Origin of the sequence: Pseudobutyrivibrio sp. AR14 (assembly GCF_900101325.1) — a bacterium.
GTDB lineage: Bacteria > Bacillota > Clostridia > Lachnospirales > Lachnospiraceae > Pseudobutyrivibrio.
This window is the reverse complement of record NZ_FMUY01000001.1, coordinates 191392-213159: the sequence shown is the minus strand read 5'-3', so window position 1 is coordinate 213159 and position 21768 is coordinate 191392. Positions and strand designations below refer to the sequence as shown.

At 39.1% G+C, this 21768-nt stretch carries 22 protein-coding genes; 1 reads left to right on the top strand and 21 read right to left on the bottom strand.

Going from position 1 to position 21768, the window contains the following annotated elements:
* Positions 1-36: 36 nt before the first annotated feature.
* The 16 genes from rplS to BLP50_RS00915 all read right to left on the bottom strand — a co-directional run bounded on the left by rplS (position 37) and on the right by BLP50_RS00915 (position 14067).
* On the bottom strand, positions 37-387 hold the full coding sequence (rplS, locus tag BLP50_RS00990; protein ID WP_090149582.1) for a 50S ribosomal protein L19: 351 nt from the start codon (positions 385-387) through the stop codon (positions 37-39).
* Positions 388-492: 105 nt separating this feature from the next.
* A complete protein-coding gene (gene trmD / locus BLP50_RS00985; protein ID WP_090149580.1) occupies positions 493-1194 on the bottom strand; it encodes a tRNA (guanosine(37)-N1)-methyltransferase TrmD in 702 nt (233 codons plus the stop codon).
* Between the two features lies 1 nt (position 1195).
* On the bottom strand, positions 1196-1714 hold the full coding sequence (gene rimM / locus BLP50_RS00980; protein ID WP_090149577.1) for a ribosome maturation factor RimM: 519 nt from the start codon (positions 1712-1714) through the stop codon (positions 1196-1198).
* 67 nt (positions 1715-1781) lie between these two features.
* Positions 1782-2018, bottom strand: a complete 237-nt coding sequence (locus BLP50_RS00975; RefSeq protein WP_033154032.1) for a KH domain-containing protein — start codon at positions 2016-2018, stop codon at positions 1782-1784.
* A gap of 28 nt (positions 2019-2046) precedes the next feature.
* Positions 2047-2289: a 30S ribosomal protein S16 gene (rpsP, locus tag BLP50_RS00970; RefSeq protein WP_015549838.1), complete on the bottom strand. Its 243-nt coding sequence runs from the start codon at positions 2287-2289 to the stop codon at positions 2047-2049.
* Positions 2290-2335: 46 nt separating this feature from the next.
* Positions 2336-3673, bottom strand: coding sequence for a signal recognition particle protein (gene ffh, locus BLP50_RS00965; protein ID WP_090149573.1), 1338 nt, complete (start codon positions 3671-3673; stop codon positions 2336-2338).
* Between the two features lie 3 nt (positions 3674-3676).
* Complete coding sequence (gene ylxM, locus BLP50_RS00960; protein ID WP_090149570.1) at positions 3677-4012, bottom strand: YlxM family DNA-binding protein; 336 nt, start codon at positions 4010-4012, stop codon at positions 3677-3679.
* An 80-nt stretch (positions 4013-4092) separates the two neighbouring features.
* On the bottom strand, positions 4093-5304 hold the full coding sequence (gene ilvA, locus BLP50_RS00955) for a threonine ammonia-lyase (protein ID WP_090149568.1): 1212 nt from the start codon (positions 5302-5304) through the stop codon (positions 4093-4095).
* Between the two features lie 41 nt (positions 5305-5345).
* Entirely contained in the window at positions 5346-6272 is a 927-nt protein-coding gene (gene ftsY / locus BLP50_RS00950; RefSeq protein ID WP_090149565.1) for a signal recognition particle-docking protein FtsY, read from the bottom strand.
* A gap of 12 nt (positions 6273-6284) precedes the next feature.
* The gene (smc, locus tag BLP50_RS00945; RefSeq protein WP_090149563.1) at positions 6285-9845 is read right to left on the bottom strand and encodes a chromosome segregation protein SMC; all 3561 of its coding nucleotides are present in this window, start codon (positions 9843-9845) and stop codon (positions 6285-6287) included.
* A gap of 23 nt (positions 9846-9868) precedes the next feature.
* The gene (gene rnc, locus BLP50_RS00940; protein WP_090149557.1) at positions 9869-10570 is read right to left on the bottom strand and encodes a ribonuclease III; all 702 of its coding nucleotides are present in this window, start codon (positions 10568-10570) and stop codon (positions 9869-9871) included.
* Positions 10571-10702: 132 nt separating this feature from the next.
* Positions 10703-10939 (bottom strand): acyl carrier protein, encoded by a 237-nt coding sequence (gene acpP / locus BLP50_RS00935; RefSeq protein WP_090149554.1) that lies wholly within the window; start codon positions 10937-10939, stop codon positions 10703-10705.
* 2 nt (positions 10940-10941) lie between these two features.
* The gene (plsX, locus tag BLP50_RS00930; protein WP_090149552.1) at positions 10942-11961 is read right to left on the bottom strand and encodes a phosphate acyltransferase PlsX; all 1020 of its coding nucleotides are present in this window, start codon (positions 11959-11961) and stop codon (positions 10942-10944) included.
* Between the two features lie 98 nt (positions 11962-12059).
* Entirely contained in the window at positions 12060-12239 is a 180-nt protein-coding gene (gene rpmF, locus BLP50_RS00925) for a 50S ribosomal protein L32 (protein WP_090149549.1), read from the bottom strand.
* Position 12240: 1 nt separating this feature from the next.
* Positions 12241-12771, bottom strand: a complete 531-nt coding sequence (locus BLP50_RS00920; RefSeq protein ID WP_090149546.1) for a YceD family protein — start codon at positions 12769-12771, stop codon at positions 12241-12243.
* A 102-nt stretch (positions 12772-12873) separates the two neighbouring features.
* Complete coding sequence (locus BLP50_RS00915; protein ID WP_090149544.1) at positions 12874-14067, bottom strand: acetate/propionate family kinase; 1194 nt, start codon at positions 14065-14067, stop codon at positions 12874-12876.
* Positions 14068-14197: 130 nt separating this feature from the next.
* Here BLP50_RS00915 and BLP50_RS00910 point away from each other — a divergent pair, with 130 nt between their 5' ends.
* Positions 14198-15370: a tRNA(Met) cytidine acetate ligase gene (locus BLP50_RS00910; protein ID WP_090149541.1), complete on the top strand. Its 1173-nt coding sequence runs from the start codon at positions 14198-14200 to the stop codon at positions 15368-15370.
* A gap of 37 nt (positions 15371-15407) precedes the next feature.
* Here the strand turns inward: BLP50_RS00910 and BLP50_RS00905 are convergent, their stop codons facing one another.
* The 5 genes from BLP50_RS00905 to BLP50_RS00885 form a co-directional block, all read right to left on the bottom strand.
* Complete coding sequence (locus tag BLP50_RS00905) at positions 15408-17177, bottom strand: methyl-accepting chemotaxis protein (protein ID WP_090149538.1); 1770 nt, start codon at positions 17175-17177, stop codon at positions 15408-15410.
* Between the two features lie 15 nt (positions 17178-17192).
* Positions 17193-18497 carry an ABC transporter substrate-binding protein gene (locus tag BLP50_RS00900; protein WP_090149536.1) on the bottom strand — a complete coding sequence of 435 codons (1305 nt, stop codon included), beginning with the start codon at positions 18495-18497 and terminating at the stop codon, positions 17193-17195.
* 217 nt (positions 18498-18714) lie between these two features.
* Positions 18715-19893 carry a phosphoribosylaminoimidazolecarboxamide formyltransferase gene (locus BLP50_RS00895; RefSeq protein ID WP_090149534.1) on the bottom strand — a complete coding sequence of 393 codons (1179 nt, stop codon included), beginning with the start codon at positions 19891-19893 and terminating at the stop codon, positions 18715-18717.
* Positions 19894-20074: 181 nt separating this feature from the next.
* Positions 20075-20788 (bottom strand): IMP cyclohydrolase, encoded by a 714-nt coding sequence (locus tag BLP50_RS00890; RefSeq protein WP_090149531.1) that lies wholly within the window; start codon positions 20786-20788, stop codon positions 20075-20077.
* 120 nt (positions 20789-20908) lie between these two features.
* Positions 20909-21679, bottom strand: a complete 771-nt coding sequence (locus BLP50_RS00885) for a hypothetical protein (protein WP_090149528.1) — start codon at positions 21677-21679, stop codon at positions 20909-20911.
* Between the last annotated feature and the right edge of the window lie 89 nt (positions 21680-21768).

Genomic DNA, 21768 nt, shown 5'->3' with positions numbered 1-21768 from the left:
CAGCCACACAAGGTGACTGTCCTACTTATTTCGAGATTAGATTCTCTCCTTAACCTTTGCCTTCTTACCTGTGAGATCTCTGAGGTAGTATAGCTTAGCTCTACGAACTTTACCCTTACGAACTACTTCGATCTTCTCAACGTTAGGGCTGTGAAGTGGCCAAGTCTTCTCTACGCCTACACCGTTAGATGACTTACGAACTGTGAATGTCTCACGGTTGCTTCCACCCTGTCTCTTAATAACTGTACCCTCGAATACCTGTGTACGAGTACGGTTACCTTCGACGATACGGCCGTAAACCTTTACAGTGTCACCTACCTGAAACTCAGGTAACTCTGCCTTAAGCTCACCAGCTTCAATGTTTCTAATAATCTCGTTTGCGTTCATTTTAAATCCTCCTAAACACTCGCGACGTTCTTGAAATACTTTATTGTAGATCAGCGGACCATCTCTTCTTTTAGCAACTATAGTATAATAACACGGTTAATCTTATTAATCAACCGAATTTTCCAAATATTTTTGATATAAATCAGGTCTTCTTTCTTTTGTTCGCTCAATAGATTGCTCCTTACGCCAAGCATCTACTTTAGCGTGGTCTCCAGAAAGCAAAATAGGCGGTACCCTTCGGTCATTCCAAACTTCTGGTCTAGAATACTGAGGATACTCAAGCAAATTGTTCTCTAATGACTCATCCTCGCCTGATTCAGCATTTGTAAGAACACCTGGAACCATTCTAGATATAGCATCTATCATAACTAAACTTGGAAGCTCACCGCCAGTGAGAACATAATCACCTATAGAATAGTATTCATCGACAATTTCCTCTAAAACTCGCTCATCAATGCCCTCGTAGTGACCGCACAATAGACAGATATCTTCCTTAAGGGCTAATTCCTTGGCGTCAGTTTGGTTAAAAAGCTTGCCCTGTGGTGTCAAATATATACAATGAACCTTGTGGCCTGCCTTTTGGCAAACAGCCTGATAAGCGTCGTATATAGGCTGTGCCTGCATAACCATTCCAGCACCTCCGCCGTATGGATAATCATCAACCTTTTTATGCTTATCAAGTGTATAATCACGGATATTAATAGCCTCAAAGGAAATGGAGCCTGCTTTTTTAGCACGACCTAAGATGCTGGTATTTAAGGCATCTTCAATCATCTCAGGAAATAATGTTAAAATATAAAACTTCATATTAGTCCATCAATCCTTCCAATAAATGAATATCAACTCTGCCGCCTTCGATATCAACATTTAAAATGCACTCCTTAATAGCTGGAACTAAAACTGTCTTTCCATTTTCCAGAGTGATTTCATATACGTCGTTAGCACCTGTTTCCATAACATCAGAAATAGTACCGAACTTTTTATCAGAGTCTGTATCAACATATACTTCGCAGCCAATCAAATCAGCAATAAAGTACTCGTCGTCCTTAAGTTCTACTCTGTTTTCCTTTGTTACGTATAGTCCCTGTCCCTTGTATTTTTCAATATCATTGATATTATCAATACCTTTAAATTTAAGAATAACAAGATTCTTTTGAGGACGAGCATTTTCAACCTCAAGGCTAATATAGCCATCCTTGCCTCCATCCAAAAGCAAGTTCTTCATATTCTTAAAACGGGATATGTCATCAGTAAGAGGGAATACCTTAACCTCGCCTCTAATACCGTGTGTCTGTGTAATTGATCCTACTTGATATAAATCTTCCAAATTCTACTCCTATATAATAGAGTTCCTATTAAGTAAAACAGGCCTGATAAAAATCAGGCCCAAATAACTAGTCAACGTCTACAATATCAACGATAACCTTCTTGTCAATCTTTGAGGCTGCAGCCTTTACCACAGCGCGGATAGCCTTGGCAATTCTGCCCTGCTTTCCAATAACCTTACCCATATCAGAAGGGGCAACGCGAAGCTCAACAACAATTGACTTAGCGTCTTCCTTTTCTGAAACTACAACCTCCTCAGGATTGTCTACAAGTGACTTAGCAATTACTTCAACTAATTCTTTCATCACTATTATCCTTTTCCTTTCGAGATGTTTACTGAACGCCTGCCTGCTTGAAAAGTCTTGCTACTGTCTCAGTTGGCTTTGCACCATTAGCAATCCACTTCTTAGCTGCCTCAGCATCAACTGTAACCTCAGCTGGCTCCTGATTTGGATCATATGTACCGATCTCATCAATGTTTCTACCATCACGTGGTGCTCTTGCATCTGCTACAACGATTCTGTAGATTGGTCTCTTCTTCTGACCCATTCTCTTTAATCTAATCTTTACTGCCATTTTTATTTCCTCCTAAAACAATAAATATAAAATAAATGGTCATGGACTAAAATGGAAAGCGCATTCCGCGTCTACCTTTGCCCATCATATTTGGCATTTGCTTCATCATCTTCTTTGATTGTTCAAATTGTTTGATGAAACGATTTACCTCTGCTATATCTAAACCAGCTCCAGCAGCAATTCTGTGCTTTCTGCTAGGATTTAGTAATTTTGGATTCTCACGCTCTGCAGGTGTCATAGAAAGAATGATTGCCTCTATATGAGCAAGCTTCTTATCGTCTACTGCATTCTCAAGCTGTGCCATCTGAGATGAATTAATGCCAGGCATCATACCAAGTATAGAAGTAAGTCCACCAAGCTTCTTCATCTGAGCCATAGATGTGAGATAATCATTGAAATCAAAGGAAGCCTTTTTAACCTTTTTAGAAAGGGCAATAGCTGCATCCTTATCAATCTCTGCCTCTGCCTTTTCAATGAGAGAAAGGACATCTCCCATTCCAAGGATACGGCTTGCCATACGATCTGGATGGAACTGTTCTAAGTCAGAAAGCTTCTCGCCCATACCAGCGTACAAAATAGGCTTGCCAGTGACAGCCTTAATTGAAAGAGCTGCACCACCTCGAGTATCACCATCAAGCTTTGTGATGATAACACCGTCAATGCCAATCTTCTCATCAAATGTCTGAGATACATTAACAGCATCCTGACCAGTCATGGCATCAACTACTAAAATTGTGTTAAGGATATCAATATTGCTCTTGATTGACTCAAGCTCATTCATCATATCCTCATCTATATGAAGACGGCCGGCGGTATCGAAGATAACCACATCAAATCCGTTCTTCTTAGCGTAATCCATTGCCTCTTTGGCAATCTTAAGTGGCTTTTCCTGTCCTAGTGAAAAAACCTCCACATCCTGCTTTTTACCATTGACCTGTAACTGCTCAATAGCGGCAGGTCTGTAGATATCACATGCAACAAGAAGTGGCTTTTTGCCGCGCTGCTTGACCTTACCAGCAAGCTTAGCTGTGGTGGTAGTCTTACCAGCACCCTGGAGACCAACCATCATAATAGTAGTGATGGCGCCACCAGTTCCATAAGTAATATCAGTAACCTCCGAGCCCATAAGATTAACAAGCTCTTCGTTAACTATCTTAATAACCATCTGGCCTGGATTAAGGCCATTCATTACATCTGAGCCAATAGCTCTCTCTGTAACTGTGTTTGTAAATTGCTTTACAACTTTAAAATTAACATCCGCCTCAAGAAGGGCCATCTTAACTTCTTTGAGAGCTGCCTTGACATCTGCCTCGCTAAGTCTACCCTTGCTTCTAAGATTTTTAAAAACCCCTTGAAGCTTTTCTGAAAGTGAATCAAAAGCCATATATTATAATTCCTCTAAAATCAAACTAGAAAGTCGGGAAATCTCTGCCATGGTGTGGGCATCCGCCTGTCCCTTTGTCAATTCATTAATAGAAATGACATCACTTCTGATATTCATAAACTTTTCAACTAAATGAAGCTTCGCTTCATACTCTTCTAGCTGATGGTCCACTCGCTTAAGCAAGTCGTGAACTCCCTGTCTAGAAATAGAAAGAGTATCAGCTATCTCTGATAAAGACAAATCATCTAAAACACTCATCTCATAAACACTACGCTGACGCTCCGTTAGAAGCTCGCCATAGAAATCATATAAAAATCCTGATTTAATCTTATCTTCCATGACTCTCCTTTATCACCGGAGACTAATATACTATATAAAAAAGAAGGTGTCAAGTATAATTACTTGACACCCAATATTTTTTATAATGAAGTTCTAACAATCTTTGGCTTATAGCCGCCTTCATCCAAAGCATTAAGAATCTGCTGCTTGTGATCTGGGCCAAATGCCTCAAGAGTAATACGAAGCTCAACAGCTGCCGAACGGTTTGTTGTAACAAACTGATTGTGCTCAAGCTTGATAACATTACCCTGATTGTCAGCAATTACCTGAGCTACCTTTGCAAGCATACCTGGCTTATCAGGAAGAAGAACAGAAACTGTAAATATTCTATCTCTAAAGATAAGTCCCTGCTGAACAACTGATGACATTGTAATGACATCCATGTTACCACCAGAAAGAATAGAAACAACTCTCTTGTCCTTGAATCCAAGGTGATTTAATGCAGCAACTGTAAGAAGTCCAGAATTTTCAACAATCATCTTGTGATTCTCTACCATATCAAGGAAAGCTACGATAAGCTCATCATCATCAACAGTGATAATCTCATCAATATTCTTCTGAAGATATGGGAAAATCTTTGTTCCTGGTGTCTTAACTGCAGTACCATCTGCAATAGTATTAACAGAAGAAAGTGTAGAAACCTCTCCCTTTGCAAATGACTCCTTAAGGGAAGCTGCTCCGCTAGGCTCAACACCAATAACCTTAATCTTAGGGTTAAGAAGCTTAGCTAATGTAGAAACACCAGTAGCAAGACCGCCACCACCAATTGGAACAAGAATATATTCTACAAGTGGAAGTTCCTTAAATACTTCCATTGCAATAGTACCCTGTCCTGTAGCTACAGCTAAATCATCAAATGGATGAATAAATGTATAACCATGCTCATCGGCAAGCTTGTAAGCATACTCGCAAGCCTCGTCGTAAACATCTCCGTATAAAACAACATCAGCACCATAGCTCTTTGTACGATTAACCTTAATCAAAGGTGTTGTTGTTGGCATAACGATTGTAGCCTTAACTCCGTACTTAGATGCTGCGTAAGCAACGCCCTGTGCGTGATTACCAGCAGATGCTGTAATAAGTCCCTTACTTCTCTCCTCATCAGTAAGTGTGCTAATTTTGTAATAAGCACCTCTTAACTTATAAGCTCCAGTAAGCTGCATATTCTCAGGCTTAAGATAAACCATATTGCCGCTCTTTTCACTGAAGTAATCGCTGTAAACAAGCTTTGTTTCGTGGGTAACCTCTGTAACAATCTTAGAGGCTTCTTCAAATTTGTCCAATGTAAGCATGATTTCTTCTCCCTATTGTATTGCTATATGATTACAAGTGTCTATTCTGAGTAAAACAACGCATTGACGAACTCTTCTGGATTAAACTTCTCCAAATCATCTATTGTTTCACCGACACCAATATATTTTACTGGCAATTTTAACTCAGATTGTATTGCAATTGCAATACCTCCTTTGGCTGTTCCGTCAAGTTTTGTGAGTACAATGCCAGAAATATCCGTAACCTCAGAAAATTCTTTAGCTTGAACAAGGGCATTTTGACCTGTAGTACCATCAAGTACAATAAGAGTCTCTCTATATGCCTCTGGAAATTCTTTTGAAATAGTACTGTTTATCTTAGAAAGCTCATTCATAAGATTCTTTTTGTTGTGAAGACGTCCAGCTGTATCAACCAAAAGAACATCAACTCCTCTAGCCTTAGCAGCATGAACAGCGTCAAATACAACAGCCGCTGGGTCAGACCCCTCCGGTCCACCAACAAAATCAACATGAGCTCTATCAGCCCATTCCTTTAACTGGTCGGAAGCAGCTGCTCTAAATGTATCCGCTCCTGCAACCATAACTTTTTTACCGGCAGCTGTAAGCTTGCCAGCTAGCTTTCCAATAGTCGTAGTCTTACCAACACCATTGACGCCAATAACAAGTACCACACTTGTCTTATTTTCAAAATCATAAGATGTGGCATCAAGAGCCATCTGCTGCTTGATTTCATTAATAAGAAACTCCTTGCATTCGGTAGGCTCCTTAATATGCTCTTTTTTAACAGCGTCCTTGAGATCGTCGATAATAGTCTCAGTAGTGCGTACGCCTATATCGCCCATGATAAGGACTTCTTCAAGCTCCTCGTAGAAGTCCTCATCAATATTTGTAAATCCATTAAATATGTAATCCATGGATTTGATAAAGTTGTCTCTTGTCTTGGTCAGGCCCTTAATAAGGCGCTGCCAAAATGGAATTTTCTCTGCCATAATTAATCTCTACTAGTCATCTAACTGTGCTTCAATAAGGTTAACTGATACAAGTGCTGATACACCCTTTTCCTGCATAGTAATACCGAAAAGTCTATCAGCTGCATTCATTGTACCTCTACGGTGAGTGATAACAATGAACTGAGTATTCTTAGTAAGCTTGTGCAAATAATTTGCGAAACGGTCTACGTTAGCATCATCAAGAGCCGCCTCAATCTCGTCTAACAGACAGAATGGTGAAGGCTTAAGATTCTGGATTGCAAACAAAAGTGCAATAGCAGTAAGTGATTTCTCACCACCGGACATCTGCATCATATTGATAAGCTTCTTTCCAGGTGGCTGAGCATTGATAATAATGCCTGTCTCAAGAAGGTCATCTTCGTCAACAAGCTCAAGTGTACCGTGACCGCCACCAAAAAGCTCCTTAAATGAAGCATCAAACTGCTTTTTAATATCCTTGAATCCTTCAGCAAACTGCTTTCTCATTCCCTCATCCAGCTCATCAATGATACGAACAAGAGAAGCTTCTGCCTCTACCAAATCGTCGTGCTGTCCCTTGAGGAAATTGTAGCGCTCAGAAAGCTCCTTGAACTCCTCAATGGCATTGACATTAACATTGCCCATTGCACGAATAGCATTTTTAATCTTGCTGGCATCCTTTTTCATCTGATCTAAATCATTGTACTCAGGATCCTTAAGTTCTTCTGCTGAATGATATGTAAGCTCATATTCATTCCACATGTAATTGTTCTGATATGAAATAGCGTCGTTAATCTTCTCTTTTTGAGAATCAAGACGGAATATTTCTTTATCTAAATCTGAGATTCTATCAGAAATCTCCTGACGCTGCTCAAAGAAATTCTTGTGAGAATTATTGAGGGCATCACGCTTTTCAATAGTCTCTTTAATTTCAGCTTCAAGCTGACCAAATGTCTCATCAGATGCTGAAATAGTACTCTTAATCTCATCGATACGAGCCTTCTTAGCCTCTGTCTCTTCTTTGGTAGAACGAGCATTTTCCTTTAATGAGGCAATATCAGCATCAGCCTTTTCAATCTCAGAATTGATACGGTCAATGTTCTGCTGAACGAAATCAACCTTCTGTCTAGCATTAGCCTCTTCGATTTGAACCTCAGACATGGTTCTGTTAACAGAAGTCTCCATGTAGGTCTTCTCATCCACTTCATCAGAAAGTCTCTGAATCTCAGCCTTAAGTTCGGCTTCCTTATCATCGCTTTCCTTCTTTTCGAATTCGATTTCCTTTTTGCCAGAGGCAATCTCTGTAAGCTGTGCTTCTAACTCTTCAGATTCCTTAGAAAGACCCTCGTAAGCTGTGAGAGATTCTTTCTTCTGCTCGTTAGCTCTATCAAGGCCAAGCTTTGCTGTATTAAGGGCAATAGCTGCCTCATTTAACTTAGCAGTATTTTCTTCCTTATCGCTATCAAGAAGAGCTGCAGCAGCCTCAATATCATCAGCTCTATTTTTCAGCTCATCCATTTCCTTGGAAATAGCATTGAGCTTCTCATCAAGCTCTTCAATCTCACGATTGCGTCCTAAAAGATTAGATTTATTCTTGAAGTGACCACCGGCCATAGAACCACCTGGGGCCAGATATTCACCATCTAAAGTAACAATATGAATGCTGTAATTGTTCTTTTTAGCAAGAGCAATAGCTGAGTCAATATGATCAGTAACAACAACTCTGCCAAGAAGATATGCTATAACACCATCAAACTTGCTATCGCAATCTACAAGCTCTGAAGCTAGTCCTAAAACACCCTTTTCTTTTAAAACTTCTGTCTTCTTGAAATTGCCTCTGCCATCTACAGAAGTAAGTGGCAAGAATGTAGCACGACCAAGCTTGTTCTCTTTCAAATAATTAATGAGCTTTTTAGCGCAAGCTTCATCTGCAGTAACAATATTTTGGATGTTACCGCCTAAAGCTGTCTCGATAGCCATCTCGTATTTCTTCTCTACATGGATAAGATCAGAAACAACACCCTCTATACCATCGATAACGCCCTTTTGCTCCATTACCTTACGAGTAGAATTACCATATCCCTCGTATCTCTCAGCAATATTCTTAACAGATTCAAGACGAGTCTGAACACGGGCAAACTCATCCTTTTTAGCCTGTAATTTTTCAGAAGTCTCTTGAGATTTTCTCTTCCACTCAGCAGCCTTCTCAGAAAATTCTTTATCCTTGTCCTGAAGCTCTAATAAAAGAGTCTGAGCATTCTTAAAATCATCCTCAGCAAGAGCTACAGCAACATCCAAATCCTCTTCACGAGTCTTGCGCTCTAAAAGTCGCTGGTTGAGCTTAGCCTTGCGAATATTAGTCTGTTCAAGCATTGTCTCGAGACGCTGCTCTTTAGACTTGATAGAAGCTCTATTGTTAAGAAGCTCCATAATAGCTTGATTGTTCTGCTCGATTTTCTCGTTGTTAGAAACAATGGCAGACTGAAGCTCACTGTAATTGCCCTTAACAGAAGCAAGACGTTCAACAGCCTCCTCCAATGTCTTATCAAGAGAAGTCTTCTCCTGAGCATATTCTGCAAGTTGCTTTTCCTTGTCAGCCTTTTCAGCTTCGATTTCAGCTACACGACTAGCCAAATTCTCATCTGTAACATTGGCAGAACGAATCTGTTCCTCTAAAAGAAGGATTTCATTCTCAAGCTTGCCCTTCAGTAAGGTAGACTCAGACTGGTTCTGCTTTAAATTCTCAATTTGAGTATCAAGCTCTGTAATCTGCTGCTCTAAAGAATCGTACTTTACGCGAATCTCCTCCTGCGCAGCCTTGCTAGATTCCATATTCTCTTTGGCAATGCTAGCATTCTTCTCAACCTCGTCTAAGTTGGCCTGTAATCTATCAACCTCAAGCATGAAAGAATTAACATCAATTCTCTTAAGCTCTTCTTTGTATTTTAAATATTGTTTAGCGTCTTCAGACTGCTTTTCAAGAGGTCCAATTCTACGCTCCTGTTCTGATAAAATATCATTAACACGAACTAAATTCTCTCTCTCGCTCTCAAGCTTCTTAACAGATGCAGCCTTTCTCTTTTTAAACTTAACAATACCAACAGCCTCATCAAAAAGCTCACGTCTATCTTCTGGCTTACCAGAAAGAATCTTCTCAATCTGACCCTGCCCAATAATAGAGTAACCCTCTTTACCTACACCAGTATCGTAGAAAAGCTCAGATACATCCTTAAGGCGGCAAGGTGTGCCGTTAAGTAAATACTCACTCTCACCGGAGCGATAAACACGACGTGCAATAGTAACTTCCTCAAAATCAACAGGAAGCACATGGTCGGAATTGTCCATTGTAAGTGCTACGTAGGCATAACTAAGTGGCTTTCTAGCCTCAGTACCAGCAAAAATTACATCCTGCATAGATGCACCACGAAGCTGCTTAGCAGACTGCTCGCCTAAAACCCAGCGAACAGCATCAGCTACATTACTTTTTCCGGAACCGTTAGGACCTACAATGCCTGTAATTCCATTATGAAATTCGAATTTCATCTTGTGAGCAAAAGATTTAAATCCGTATAACTCGATACTTTTAAGATACATTCAATTCTCCCTAATACTTATAATTAAATAATATTTATAGAATCTTCCTTATGAAGCATCATAAGTGATTCGTAGGCTGCTTCCTGCTCAGCAGCCTTTTTGGTGCCACCAACACCTGTGCCTAGAACACGCTTACCAACAAGGGCCTGCACTTTAAATTCCTTGGCGTGATCTGGACCAGACTCAGATACAAGTCTATATGTAATCTGCTCTTTGTAATTAGCCTGAATTACTTCCTGCAATCTAGTCTTACTGTCATGGAACAACTGCTTATGTTCAATATCATTTAAAACAAAACGGTGAATATATTTAGAGGCTGGCTCCATACCGCCATCCAAGAAAATAGCACCGATTGTAGCCTCAAAGGCATCTGAAAGAATAGACTTACGATTTCTGCCACCTGTCATATCCTCACCCTTTGATAAAAGGACATAATCCCCTAGATTAATCTCCTTACATATATAGGCAAGAGTAGGCTCGCAGACAATACTAGCTCTAAGTCTTGATAGTTTACCTTCATTGAGATCGGTGTAATTTAGATACAAAAACTCACTCGATACTATCTCGAGAACCGCATCTCCCAAAAACTCAAGTCTCTCATTGTCAGAGAACTTTTTCAAATGATGCTCATTAGCGTATGAGCTATGGGTAAGGGCCTGTCGTAATAAGCTTTCGTCTCTAAACTCATAGCCGATTGTCTTTTGAAATTCTTTTAAATCCTTCAAAATAATCTCTCCATTTCATTAAGGTACCTAAAAGGTAAAACCTTTTGAGTTTAAAGAAAGCATCCAGATAACTGGATACTCAAAAACACGCGCACCAACGAAAAAAATCGTCAATGCGCATATATTTAATTCTTATTTTTCTGCAACTGTCTTCTTGATAAGCTCAACAGCATCACCAACTGTAGAAAGCTTCTCAGCAGCATCTGTATCAACTTCGATATTGAGTTTCTCCTCAACACCCATGATAATCTGGAATACATCAAGAGAATCAGCTCCAAGGTCATCTACAAAAGTAGTGCTCTCCTTGATCTCTGCAGTGTCTACATTAAGAACCTCTGCAATAATCTCCTTTAATAAATCGAATTCCATTTCTAGTCCTCCTTTTTCTCTATAACTATATTTTCTTTGATATGATCATTAATCTTTTGTTCCTTAAAGGTCACGCACTGGAAAATAGTGTTTCTAACCTCTAAAGCCTTGGCACTACCGTGAGTCTTAACAACAAGACCATTAAGTCCAAGAAGTGGAGCTCCACCATACTGTGTGGCGTCAAAAGCCTTAAGCTTGTTTTTAAGTGAAGGAAGCGCAAGTGCCGCACCAATCTTTGACAATAAATTAGATGTCAATCCCTCCTTAAACACAGAAAGAAGTGTACTAGCCACACCCTCGAAAGTTTTAAGAATAGCATTGCCTACAAATCCATCGCAGACTACAACATCAACTGTACCTGCTGGAATCTCTCTAGCCTCAATACCACCTACGAAATTAATACTATCGCACTCTTTAAGAAGAGGCATAGTCTCCTTAACAAGAGCATTGCCCTTTTCCTCTTCGGCGCCATTGTTAACAAGGGCTACCTTAGGATTTTTAATGCCAAGTGCCTTTTCCATATAGATGCTGCCCATCTTAGCAAACTGTACTAAGTGGCTGCTACGACAATCTACATTAGAACCTGAATCTACAAGAAGTGTAACACCAGTCTTAGTAGGAATAAGAGCTCCGAATGGAGAACGCTCAATACCCCTGATACGTCCAACAATACCAAGTCCACCTACAAGAAGTGCACCAGAATTACCAGCTGAAACAAGTGCATCTACCTGGCCCTCCTTAACAAGGTGAAGACCTACAACCATAGAGGAATCCTTTTTCTTTTTGATGGCCATAACTGGGTGTTCTGCAGTCTCAATAACCTCTGTAGCATTTTTTATCTCAATCTGCTCTGCTGGATAAGAATGATTAGCAAGTTCAGCCTTAATCACGTCCTCCTTACCAACAAGAACAACCTTAACTTCTTTACTCTCATTAACGGCATCAACAGCACCCTGAACCATAGCTGAAGGTGCGTTATCACCGCCCATTGCATCAAGTGCAACAACAGTCAAATTGCTCATACTATTATCCTTTCTAACATACTTATAAAAGTATACTTTATATAAAAGAATAATTCAATTCAAATAAAAACCTCTCGGCATAACCGAGAGGTTTTGAATTAATCTACTGCTACGATCTCTTTCTTGTTGTATGATCCGCAAGCTTTGCAAACTCTATGTGGAACCATAAGCTCACCGCACTTAGAACACTTAACAAGTGTTGGGTTGCTCATTTTCCAGTTTGCTCTTCTTTTATCTCTTCTTCCCTTAGAAGATTTGTTCTTTGGACAAATAGACATGCTATTTCACCTCCTTAAAGCTATTAAAGACATCTAAAAATTGTGCCATTCTAGGATCTAAAACTGTATCATCACACTGGCAAGGCTCTAAGTTGCGATTCTTACCACAGACTGGGCATATACCCTTACAGTCATCCTGGCACAATATCTTTGCCGGGAAATTCACTAAGATCTCGTCTAAAATGAGTTCATCTATATCTATCTCCTCACCATCAACAAATGAGTAAGGACCAATATCATCATCAGTAACTACCTGTCCTTCTGAAACTTCAACAGTCTCATCAGCCACAACAGGAATATCAAATGATACCTGACTCAAGCATCTATCACAAGCACCTACGATAGTACATTTAGTACTAAAGGTAATATGAAGCTTGCCTGTGCCAATCATAGATAGAACTACATCAAATGGCTCTACGTGACTGATAGAAAAATCACTGCCAAGATAAGAAAACTCATGTATGTCGCAAACTCCAGTAAATTTCTTATTTTGATCAGGTAATGAAGTAATATCCTTAATAGAAATCTTCATAAATATCTCCTATCCACACTTTGTCAATTATACATAGCTAAAATATGCTTGTCAAACACTTTCTGCAAATTTTAACACATTATTTAAAAATTCATTTAACAATTATTTAGAAACGATAGCTGCTGTATCTCTTGCAATCATAACCTCTTCATTTGTAGGAATAACGAATACCTTAACCTTTGAAGAATCAGAAGAGATAAGCTTGTCCTCTGAAGGGCCATCATTTCTAGAAGCGTCAAGCTCCACGCCCATAAATCCAAGGTGATCACATACAGCCTGACGAAGGCCTGCATTGTTCTCTCCAAGACCAGCTGTGAAGCAAATCATATCTACACCATTCATAGCTGCAGCATATGCACCAACATACTTAGCAATACGATATGCAATCATGTCCATAGCAAGCTGTGCTCTCTTATTGCCCTCTGCAGAAGCTGCAAGAAGATCTCTGAAATCTGATGAAAGACCAGAAATACCAAGTGCACCAGACTCCTTGTTAAGAACATTCATAACACCTGCAAAATCAAGTCCCTCTTTCTTAGCCATGTACTCAACAGCTGAAGGATCAATATCACCAGAACGTGTACCCATAACAAGGCCCTCAAGTGGAGAAAGACCCATTGAAGTGTCTACTGATTTGCCATTTAATACTGCACAGCAAGAAGCACCGTTACCAATGTGGCATACAATAATCTTAGAGTTGTTGATATCTGCACCAGAGAACTCGCATACTCTCTTTGATACGTAGCTGTGGCTAGTACCGTGGAAACCATAGCGACGAACTCCATACTGCTCATAATACTTGTAAGGAACAGCATACATGTATGCTTCCTGAGGCATTGTCTGATGGAAAGCTGTATCGAATACGCCTACCTGTGGCTTACCTGGCATAAGCTCACGACATGCATTAATACCAATAATATTTGCTGGATTGTGAAGTGGAGCAAGGTCATTGCACTCTTCTACAACCTTAATCATCTCATCTGTGATAAGAGCTGAAGCTGCGAACTTCTCACCGCCATGTACAACTCTGTGACCTACAGCATCAATCTCGTCAAGTGATGCAATGGCACCAGTACTAGCATTAGTAATAGCATCAATAACTGCTGCTACAGCCTCTTTGTGAGTAGGCATTGGAATGTCTGTAATCTCCTTATCAAGTCCAGCCTTCTGATATACGATACGACCATCGATACCAATTCTCTCGCAAAGGCCCTTGCAAAGTACCTGCTCGCTCTCTGAGTCAATTACCTGATACTTAAGAGATGAGCTACCACAGTTGATAACTAAAATCTTCATAATAATATATATTCCTTTCTTTCTTTAAAATACAAAAAAATACATTTAATATTATAGCACTAAAAAAATACATAACAATAGAATTTTATAGTATAATTCACCTATAAAAAGTTTTTTCGGAGGAACAAAAATGGTAGTTGGAATCGTGGCAGAATACAATCCATTTCACAATGGTCACAAACTTCAAATCGAATACGCTAAATCTGTTTTAAAAGCTGACCAGATTATAGTTGCCATGTCAGGTTCCTTTACTCAAAGAGGCGAAATAGCCTGTTTCGATAAATATACAAGAGCTAAGGCTGCCCTATTATGTGGTGCCGATATCGTACTTGAAATTCCAACCATTTTTGCCACATCATCCGCTAGAGAATTTGCATCAGCAGGTGTACAGCTCCTTGCAAGCACTGGCGTCGTAGATACCCTTTTATTTTCCGCTGAGTGCGACAATAGGGAATTATTTATTAGCGAAAGCAAAAAACTTCTTGAGCTAGAGCAATCTGGCGATTTCAATAATGAAGTAAACAGCCTCATGTCCCAAGGCATTAGCTATGCCACTGCAAGAGCAAAAGCATTAAAGACATTTCTAGATGAAGAATTAATATCATCTCCTAATAATATTTTAGGCCTTGAATATTGTAGATATATCAATGAGCATAGCCTTTCTATGGATGTTGCTGTCATGAAAAGACAAGGGAACAAATACGAAGACCTAAGTCTTTCTGGAGATTTAAGCTCAGCTAGCTCTATACGCCAGCATTACAAGCTCCACAAGGAGTACGAAGCCATCCCCCTGGAGGCAAAAAACCTTTATGAAAACAGCACTTTTATCTTTTCAGACGACATATCTGAAATATTACATTATAAACTGCTTACAACTGACTCATTTGATGAATACTTGGACTGTAATAGTGACCTGTCAGATAGAATCAAAAACAAACTAAAGGATTATACTGATTTTTCATCCTTCTGTCAGTTACTTAAAAGCAAAAATATGGAGTATTCTCGCATAAGCCGAGCACTTTGCCACATACTCCTTGGAATTACTGATTCAGATTTTAAAGCTGCCAAAGATATGGGTTATTGCACATATATCAGGATGCTTGGATTCAGCAAAAATGGCAGCACTATCCTTTCTAAAATAAAAGAAAAAGGAGCTGCACCTCTTTTAACAGCTCCTGATAATTCTATAATCAATAAATATGATATTCTTTCCAGCGATATTCTAAGGGCAATGGTGACCTCAAAAACAGGCACTTCTTCTCCTACAGAATACACAAGAAAATTCGAATTAGTTAATATTTAAAATGCCAGCACCTACAAAAGATGCCGGCATTTTTGTTTTACAATGACTTAAATTTCTGGGTTGTATCGTTAAGCTGCTCTGTAACCTCTGTATTTCTGTCCATGGCATCAAAGATTTTCTTGATACCTGTAACAATTTCAGTTGAGTTTTCAGCACTCATATTAATTGCAAGAGAGCTTTCCTGAACTGAATTTGTAATAGTGTCTACAGATTCAACCATAGCTTGCATGATTTCATTAAGGCTATCAGCTTTTTCGCTAAACTCTGTAAGCATCTCATTCATTACATCAGCTGTCTTGCCGTATTTTTCTCCGGTGTCAACATATTCATTGTAATCTCCGATAACAGTTCCGTTAATGAAATCAAGAGCTTCTTGGGCATTCTTAGCAAGATTATTAACTGCAGCAGTAACCTCGTTAGCAATATCTTGAATAGTTGCAGCAGTTTGTCTTGAATTAGCAGCAAGTGAACTGATTTCATCTGCTACAACAGCAAATCCCTTTCCTGCCTCACCGGCACGAGCCGCCTCAATCGAAGCATTAAGAGCAAGAAGATTTGTCTGACTAGCTATATCTAAGATATCATCTGTTAGATCAGTAATCTGACTAACCTTCTCAGATTCCTTAACTGACTTGGTAAGAGTTTCTGAAAGGATAGCAACTCTATCACCAGCATCTGCTTTCTTAACATTTACCTTTACCTGAAGCTCATCTGCTTCCTGCTTGATTTCGTTAGCAGTTTCAGTTCCAATATTAGCTTGATCTGTAATTCTCTGTGCTGCCTGTTTTACATCATCAACACGTTCATTGATTGATTCAAGAATACCAACAACAGACTCCATATTTGCTGATAGTTCTTCAAGTGCAGCCGATGAATTGGTTACATTATCATCTGCAATTCGAAGCTGAGAGCTTACCTGCTCTGAGCTTTCTGAAAGTACAATGGTACCATCCTTTACATCTTTCATGATGCCTTGTAGTGTGGCAATAAAAAGATTGATACCGTTTTTGATATACAAAAGTTCAGATTTTGTCTTAGTGTTGATTCTTGCTGTAAGATCGCCTTCGCCCATTTCAATCTTTCTAATAATTCCATTGACCTCATCACTAATAGATTTAATCCTTTTAACCACAGTAACATAAGTAATGATGAAGTTAAGAACAATAAGAATAAGAACAATTGCTGTACCAATAATGGAAATAATAGTTCCGCTAGAAAGCAAATCATTCATCATTGTCTTTGTATTTTTAGCATTATCTTGAACAGCTGTATCAAGTACCTTTGTAGAATGAATTATTGCGACCTTTTGAATCTCAGCCTTATCAAATAAAATCTTATAGGCATTAGTCTGATCTCCCGCATCGCATTTTGCTATAGCATTATCAATATACTGACACAGCTTTTGATACTGCTCTTCAATTTCAAGCATCTGATTTTTTGCTGCCTCATTATTATAAGAACTAAAATCATTATTCAAATCAGCAATATCCTGCTCTATTGCTGATTTAGCTACATCAAGCTGAGGAAGTAATGCTCCTTGTGTTTCAACAGAATTAGAAGCAACATATCCTGTAACCTGATCGTAGTATGACATAATGTCAGTCTTTAAATTAGCCTCATGAGATGTAAGCTCCATCATAGAATCAAACATCTCAATACTGCTTGTGGTAGATTTATTCATAGCATTCATAATAAGTGCCATGACAATAAGGAAAGCAATTAGCATTCCTAGATTGAGGGCTGAAATTTGAACTACGATTGAATTTATACCACTTACTTTTGCATTGTTATTAGAATTCTTAGCCATTTCATTTCCCCCTTTCTACTGTCTAGCATAGTAATCAGCAATAACGCCGTTTACTCTATTCATAAATCCATTAGCATCTACCTCTCCGGTAGCATATTCATAGAAACAGTAACAAAGTCCATCATCACTATTTCCACAGCCTTCTGGTAATTCCATCCAGTGCCAATTAGAAGTTTTATCAGCAGCTATATAATCTGAAATTGTCTGAGCAAATGGATCATTAGCCACATACTTGCAATCTGTAAACGGGCTTACAAATCCTGCATTTTCAACAAGCATCTGCTGTCCTTTATCCTCAGAACACCACTGCAAGAATGCAAGTGCCTCCTCCACATTTCCTTCTTTGGGAACTGCCCACCATTGAGGTGCCGAGGTCATAATTGTGTCCATGCCATCTTCAAATGCATAAGGAACCATACCTACCTTAAAGCTTCCTGCCGCTTGGTACTGAGAGGAGAAATTTCCTGTTAAAGATGCACCAATCCAAGAACCTTGTGTAATGAACGCATACTTACCTGCAGCAAAATTTTCAACCTGCTGGTCATAAGTTCCTGTTGTTATGAATTCAGGATCTGAGTATTGATTAAACATACCAATCATAGATGCATAATCCATGAATCTAGAAGAATCAACTTTATTATTTTCAGCTAAACCATCAATGTATGTGCTATCATCTCGTCCCAATCCGGAATCTAAATACGCGCCAAAAATATGGTTTCCTGCAGACCATCCTAAATCTTTTGGTTCTGCATAATATCCAACCACAGCTTTTAGTCCAAGAGCCTCTTTGTTTGCATCAACTTTTTCAAATGCTGATCTTAAGGCATCAGGTCCAGTTATAGATGCTGGATCCACTCCGCATTTACTTAATATATCTGCATTGTATGCAAGTCCAATTGCCTCAGTTGTATATGGGAATCCAATTGTTCCATAATTTGCATCAACATAAGCTGCACTAGTACGGCTAGCCCAATCCTGATCACTCATATCAACAAGCAGACCTTCCCAGTTACCAAATCCTGAAGCCTCGCAAGCTATGATATCTGGCATTTGATCTGATAGATAATATCCCTTGATAGTGGCCGATGCATCAACGCCTGCCTGAACAGAAAGCACAGTTACCTCAACACCAGTTTCTGCAGTATAGGCTGCAGCTAATTCTTCAATCTGGGTATTAACCTCACTTTTTACATTAAACAATGTAATGTGTTTTTCAGAATTGTCCTGGGCAGCCTCTTTATCTCCTCCTGATTTCTTGCATCCAGCAAAAAGTCCACATACTAATATTAGCGATAAAAATAATACGTAAAATCTTTTCATGAATGTCCCCTCCAATACATATCTATATCTGCTAAAACTATAAAAGCAGTTATAATTACCTAATATAGATTTTACAAAACCCTCGTTTTATAGTTGTGAAGACATTCAAAGATATCTGTGAATAAATTGAGAATTTTGTTGATATGTGGATAAAGTGATAGTTTGTAGCAAATAAAAAAGAACCCCGCTTAAAAAGCGAAGTTCTTATAAATTAATTTTAGTGATGGAATAATCTAAGGCCTGTGAAGCTCATAACCATTCCATATTTGTTACATGTCTCGATAACATTGTCATCTCTAACAGAGCCACCTGGCTGTGCAACATACTGTACACCAGACTTGTGAGCACGCTCGATGTTGTCACCGAATGGGAAGAATGCATCAGAACCTACAGAAACACCTGTAAGCTTATCAAGCCAAGCACGCTTCTCAGCTTTTGTGAACTCTGATGGACGAGTCTTAAATGTCTTAGCCCATACATCATCACCGATTACATCCTCAAACTCATCGCCAATGTAAAGGTCGATAGCATTGTCTCTATCAGCTCTCTTAATTCCATCAACAAAGTCAAGACCAAGAACCTTTGGAGACTGACGGAGCCACCAGTTGTCAGCTTTCTGTCCAGCAAGACGAGTACAGTGAATTCTAGACTGCTGTCCAGCACCGATACCAATTGCCTGGCCATCCTTTACATAGCAAACTGAATTAGACTGTGTATACTTGAGAGTAATCATTGCAATTGCAAGATCAATCTTAGCCTGCTCTGGAAGATCCTTGTTCTCAGTAACAATATTAGCAAAGAAATCATCATTGATAACAAGCTCATTTCTACCCTGCTCAAATGTGATACCAAATACTTCCTTTCTCTCAAGCTGCTTTGGAACATAATTTGGATCAATTTTGATTACTGCGTAGTTGCCGTTCTTTTTAGCTTTTAAAATCTCAAGTGCCTCAGGCTCATATCCAGGAGCGATAACACCGTCAGAAACCTCGCGCTTAATAAGCTTTGCTGTAGCAACATCACAAACATCTGAAAGGGAAATAAAATCGCCAAATGAAGACATTCTATCAGCGCCTCTAGCTCTAGCATAAGCATTAGCAAGTGGAGTAAACTCCATATCAAGGTCATCACACCAGTAAATCTTGCGCTCTACATCTGAAAGAGGAAGTCCCACAGCTGCGCCAGCTGGTGATACATGCTTAAATGAAGTTGCAGCTGCAAGACCTGTAGCTTTTTTAAGCTCTGAAACAAGCTGCCAACCGTTAAACGCATCTAAAAAATTGATGTAACCTGGCTTGCCAGATAAAACTTCAATTGGAAGGTCGCCTTCTTCCATATAGATTCTACTTGGCTTCTGATTTGGGTTACAGCCATATTTTAACTCTAATTCTTTCATAAAATCCTCCAAATCCATAATTCTGTCACGCTCTCAAGCCTTGGATATTGTTCCACTCGACCAACACGTCTCGTTGCACAACACCAAGAGCTTGATAGCTACAGAATTATTCATCTAATCAATCCACATAAAAACAAATAGACTTAGCACCGAAGCGGCTTCCGCCCTTACGGTGTTCAACTTATTTATTCTTATTAATAATTCTTGTTTCGTACTTGCCTGTAGCGATGTCGATGTATCTTACGAAAAGTGATACCTTGTTATCTTCGTTGAGGTTTGTCCAAATCATATTGGTAAACTCATCGATATCTCCTGAAATTTCAACTGGAGTTGGCTCGCCTTCGTATGAAGGAAGTGGATTTCCATCATTCATATATGTGTGAATAAAACGGCCTGAACCAGCCTTAGGATTAGAATAATCAAAGGTGTATCTGTTACATGAATCAGCGTCACCCATGTTAGATTTAAGAATAGACATTAAATAAGAAAACTCACCGTTTTCAACGTGAAGAAGACCTGAAATACGAGGTGTGTAATTAGGACCATCTGGCTCAAACTCGCGTCTGCGAAGTGTCTGCTCAAATGTCTCACCTGACTTCATATAATCATAAATAGTATCAGTCTGATCACCGTTTGTGACAATTGTGTCATTACCAAGCACGCGTACAGGCGCATAAATGATAAGACTAGGGTCGGTAAGCTTTGATGGGTCAAAAGCCTGTGTTCTAATGCCCTCACCATCCTCTACGAATACTCTGTTTCTCGAATTCTCAGAACGTCCCATAATAAAATAGGCAGCGACAGCCTTGGTACCATCTGATGATCTACCAATGACAATGCCTCTGCCCGGATAACTGGTTTCTGATAATTCTCTTGCTAAAGATTTTACTACCATGGGTTCCTCCTTAATTACATTTTCCGCACAAAATTATAACCGAACCCATGAAATAAGTCCACATAAAAATCCCCCGGTTAATAATCTAACCAGGGGAATAAATGCTAACTTCCAAAATATCTATGTAGTTTCATTAAATTTTCTAATTACGTCATCTGCAGAAATTGCATATGAACCTTGGTCTGTATACGACTTCTTGCCAGTAATACTTGCAAGTTCATTGCTTGCGTATGAATTAGCCATTGATGCCTTGGTTGCTACCTGATATGCATAGCTTCCTGTTCCATTAAACAAATCCTTAGCATAAGTCATGTTAGCCTTATTCTTGAAGTAATCCTCATCAATGTTAAGATGATTTGCAGTATCAATAGAAATACCTACCTTGCCAAGAGTATTAACGGCCTTGGCACTTGTAGTAACCATTGAAGCTAGCTGAGTCAATACGCCTGTACCCTCAGCCTTCTTTCCTGTGTCAACAAGGGAATTATATGCCTTAATATAGTCATTAACAGCGTTATATATTTTATCCTTGTCGTAATCAGATGTTACCTTTCCATCTTCATCTTCGGTCTCTACCTTGTTCCAAATAGAATCCTTGCCTTTAGACAAAAGCTTATCTGTAGCCTTATTTAAAGCAGCAGATTCATTTCTAATCTGACCTAAATTACCAGTCTCTGCTTTTGATTTCTTTGAACCTTCACTCTTTAAATTTCCATCAGAATCATATTTTGCATAATAAGACTTAATCAACTTCCCATAGGAACCTGATCTAAGCTGAGACAAACTACCAATGGAACCTTCCAAACCGCCAAAAATAGTGTTGGAATTAGAAGAACTTCCTCCAAAAAGTGAATAAAAAGAATTGTTATTTGAATTAATATTTAGAGACATATACATCACTCCTTTGACAATAAAACCTCGAACTTCCCTGTTCCTTATGTCTATTAACCCACTTTTGTTTATACTTGTAATTATAATAC

Bases quoted from the DNA above. Each gene is read 5' to 3' on its own strand.
- BLP50_RS00975 (WP_033154032.1), bottom strand. From the start codon at position 2,018: ATGAAAGAATTAGTTGAAGTAATTGCTAAGTCACTTGTAGACAATCCT.
- BLP50_RS00885 (WP_090149528.1), bottom strand. From the start codon at position 21,679: ATGTCTCTAAATATTAATTCAAATAACAATTCTTTTTATTCACTTTTT.
- ilvA (WP_090149568.1), bottom strand. From the start codon at position 5,304: ATGCTTACATTGGACAAATTTGAAGAAGCCTCTAAGATTGTTACAGAG.
- ylxM (WP_090149570.1), bottom strand. From the start codon at position 4,012: ATGGAAGATAAGATTAAATCAGGATTTTTATATGATTTCTATGGCGAG.
- BLP50_RS00900 (WP_090149536.1), bottom strand. From the start codon at position 18,497: ATGAAAAGATTTTACGTATTATTTTTATCGCTAATATTAGTATGTGGA.
- ftsY (WP_090149565.1), bottom strand. From the start codon at position 6,272: ATGGCAGAGAAAATTCCATTTTGGCAGCGCCTTATTAAGGGCCTGACC.
- trmD (WP_090149580.1), bottom strand. From the start codon at position 1,194: ATGAAGTTTTATATTTTAACATTATTTCCTGAGATGATTGAAGATGCC.
- BLP50_RS00915 (WP_090149544.1), bottom strand. From the start codon at position 14,067: ATGAAGATTTTAGTTATCAACTGTGGTAGCTCATCTCTTAAGTATCAG.
- ffh (WP_090149573.1), bottom strand. From the start codon at position 3,673: ATGGCTTTTGATTCACTTTCAGAAAAGCTTCAAGGGGTTTTTAAAAAT.
- rplS (WP_090149582.1), bottom strand. From the start codon at position 387: ATGAACGCAAACGAGATTATTAGAAACATTGAAGCTGGTGAGCTTAAG.
- BLP50_RS00890 (WP_090149531.1), bottom strand. From the start codon at position 20,788: ATGGTAGTAAAATCTTTAGCAAGAGAATTATCAGAAACCAGTTATCCG.
- plsX (WP_090149552.1), bottom strand. From the start codon at position 11,961: ATGAGCAATTTGACTGTTGTTGCACTTGATGCAATGGGCGGTGATAAC.
- rpmF (WP_090149549.1), bottom strand. From the start codon at position 12,239: ATGTCTATTTGTCCAAAGAACAAATCTTCTAAGGGAAGAAGAGATAAA.
- rpsP (WP_015549838.1), bottom strand. From the start codon at position 2,289: ATGGCAGTAAAGATTAGATTAAAGAGAATGGGTCAGAAGAAGAGACCA.
- acpP (WP_090149554.1), bottom strand. From the start codon at position 10,939: ATGGAATTCGATTTATTAAAGGAGATTATTGCAGAGGTTCTTAATGTA.
- smc (WP_090149563.1), bottom strand. From the start codon at position 9,845: ATGTATCTTAAAAGTATCGAGTTATACGGATTTAAATCTTTTGCTCAC.
- BLP50_RS00905 (WP_090149538.1), bottom strand. From the start codon at position 17,177: ATGGCTAAGAATTCTAATAACAATGCAAAAGTAAGTGGTATAAATTCA.
- BLP50_RS00910 (WP_090149541.1), top strand. From the start codon at position 14,198: ATGGTAGTTGGAATCGTGGCAGAATACAATCCATTTCACAATGGTCAC.
- BLP50_RS00895 (WP_090149534.1), bottom strand. From the start codon at position 19,893: ATGAAAGAATTAGAGTTAAAATATGGCTGTAACCCAAATCAGAAGCCA.
- BLP50_RS00920 (WP_090149546.1), bottom strand. From the start codon at position 12,771: ATGAAGATTTCTATTAAGGATATTACTTCATTACCTGATCAAAATAAG.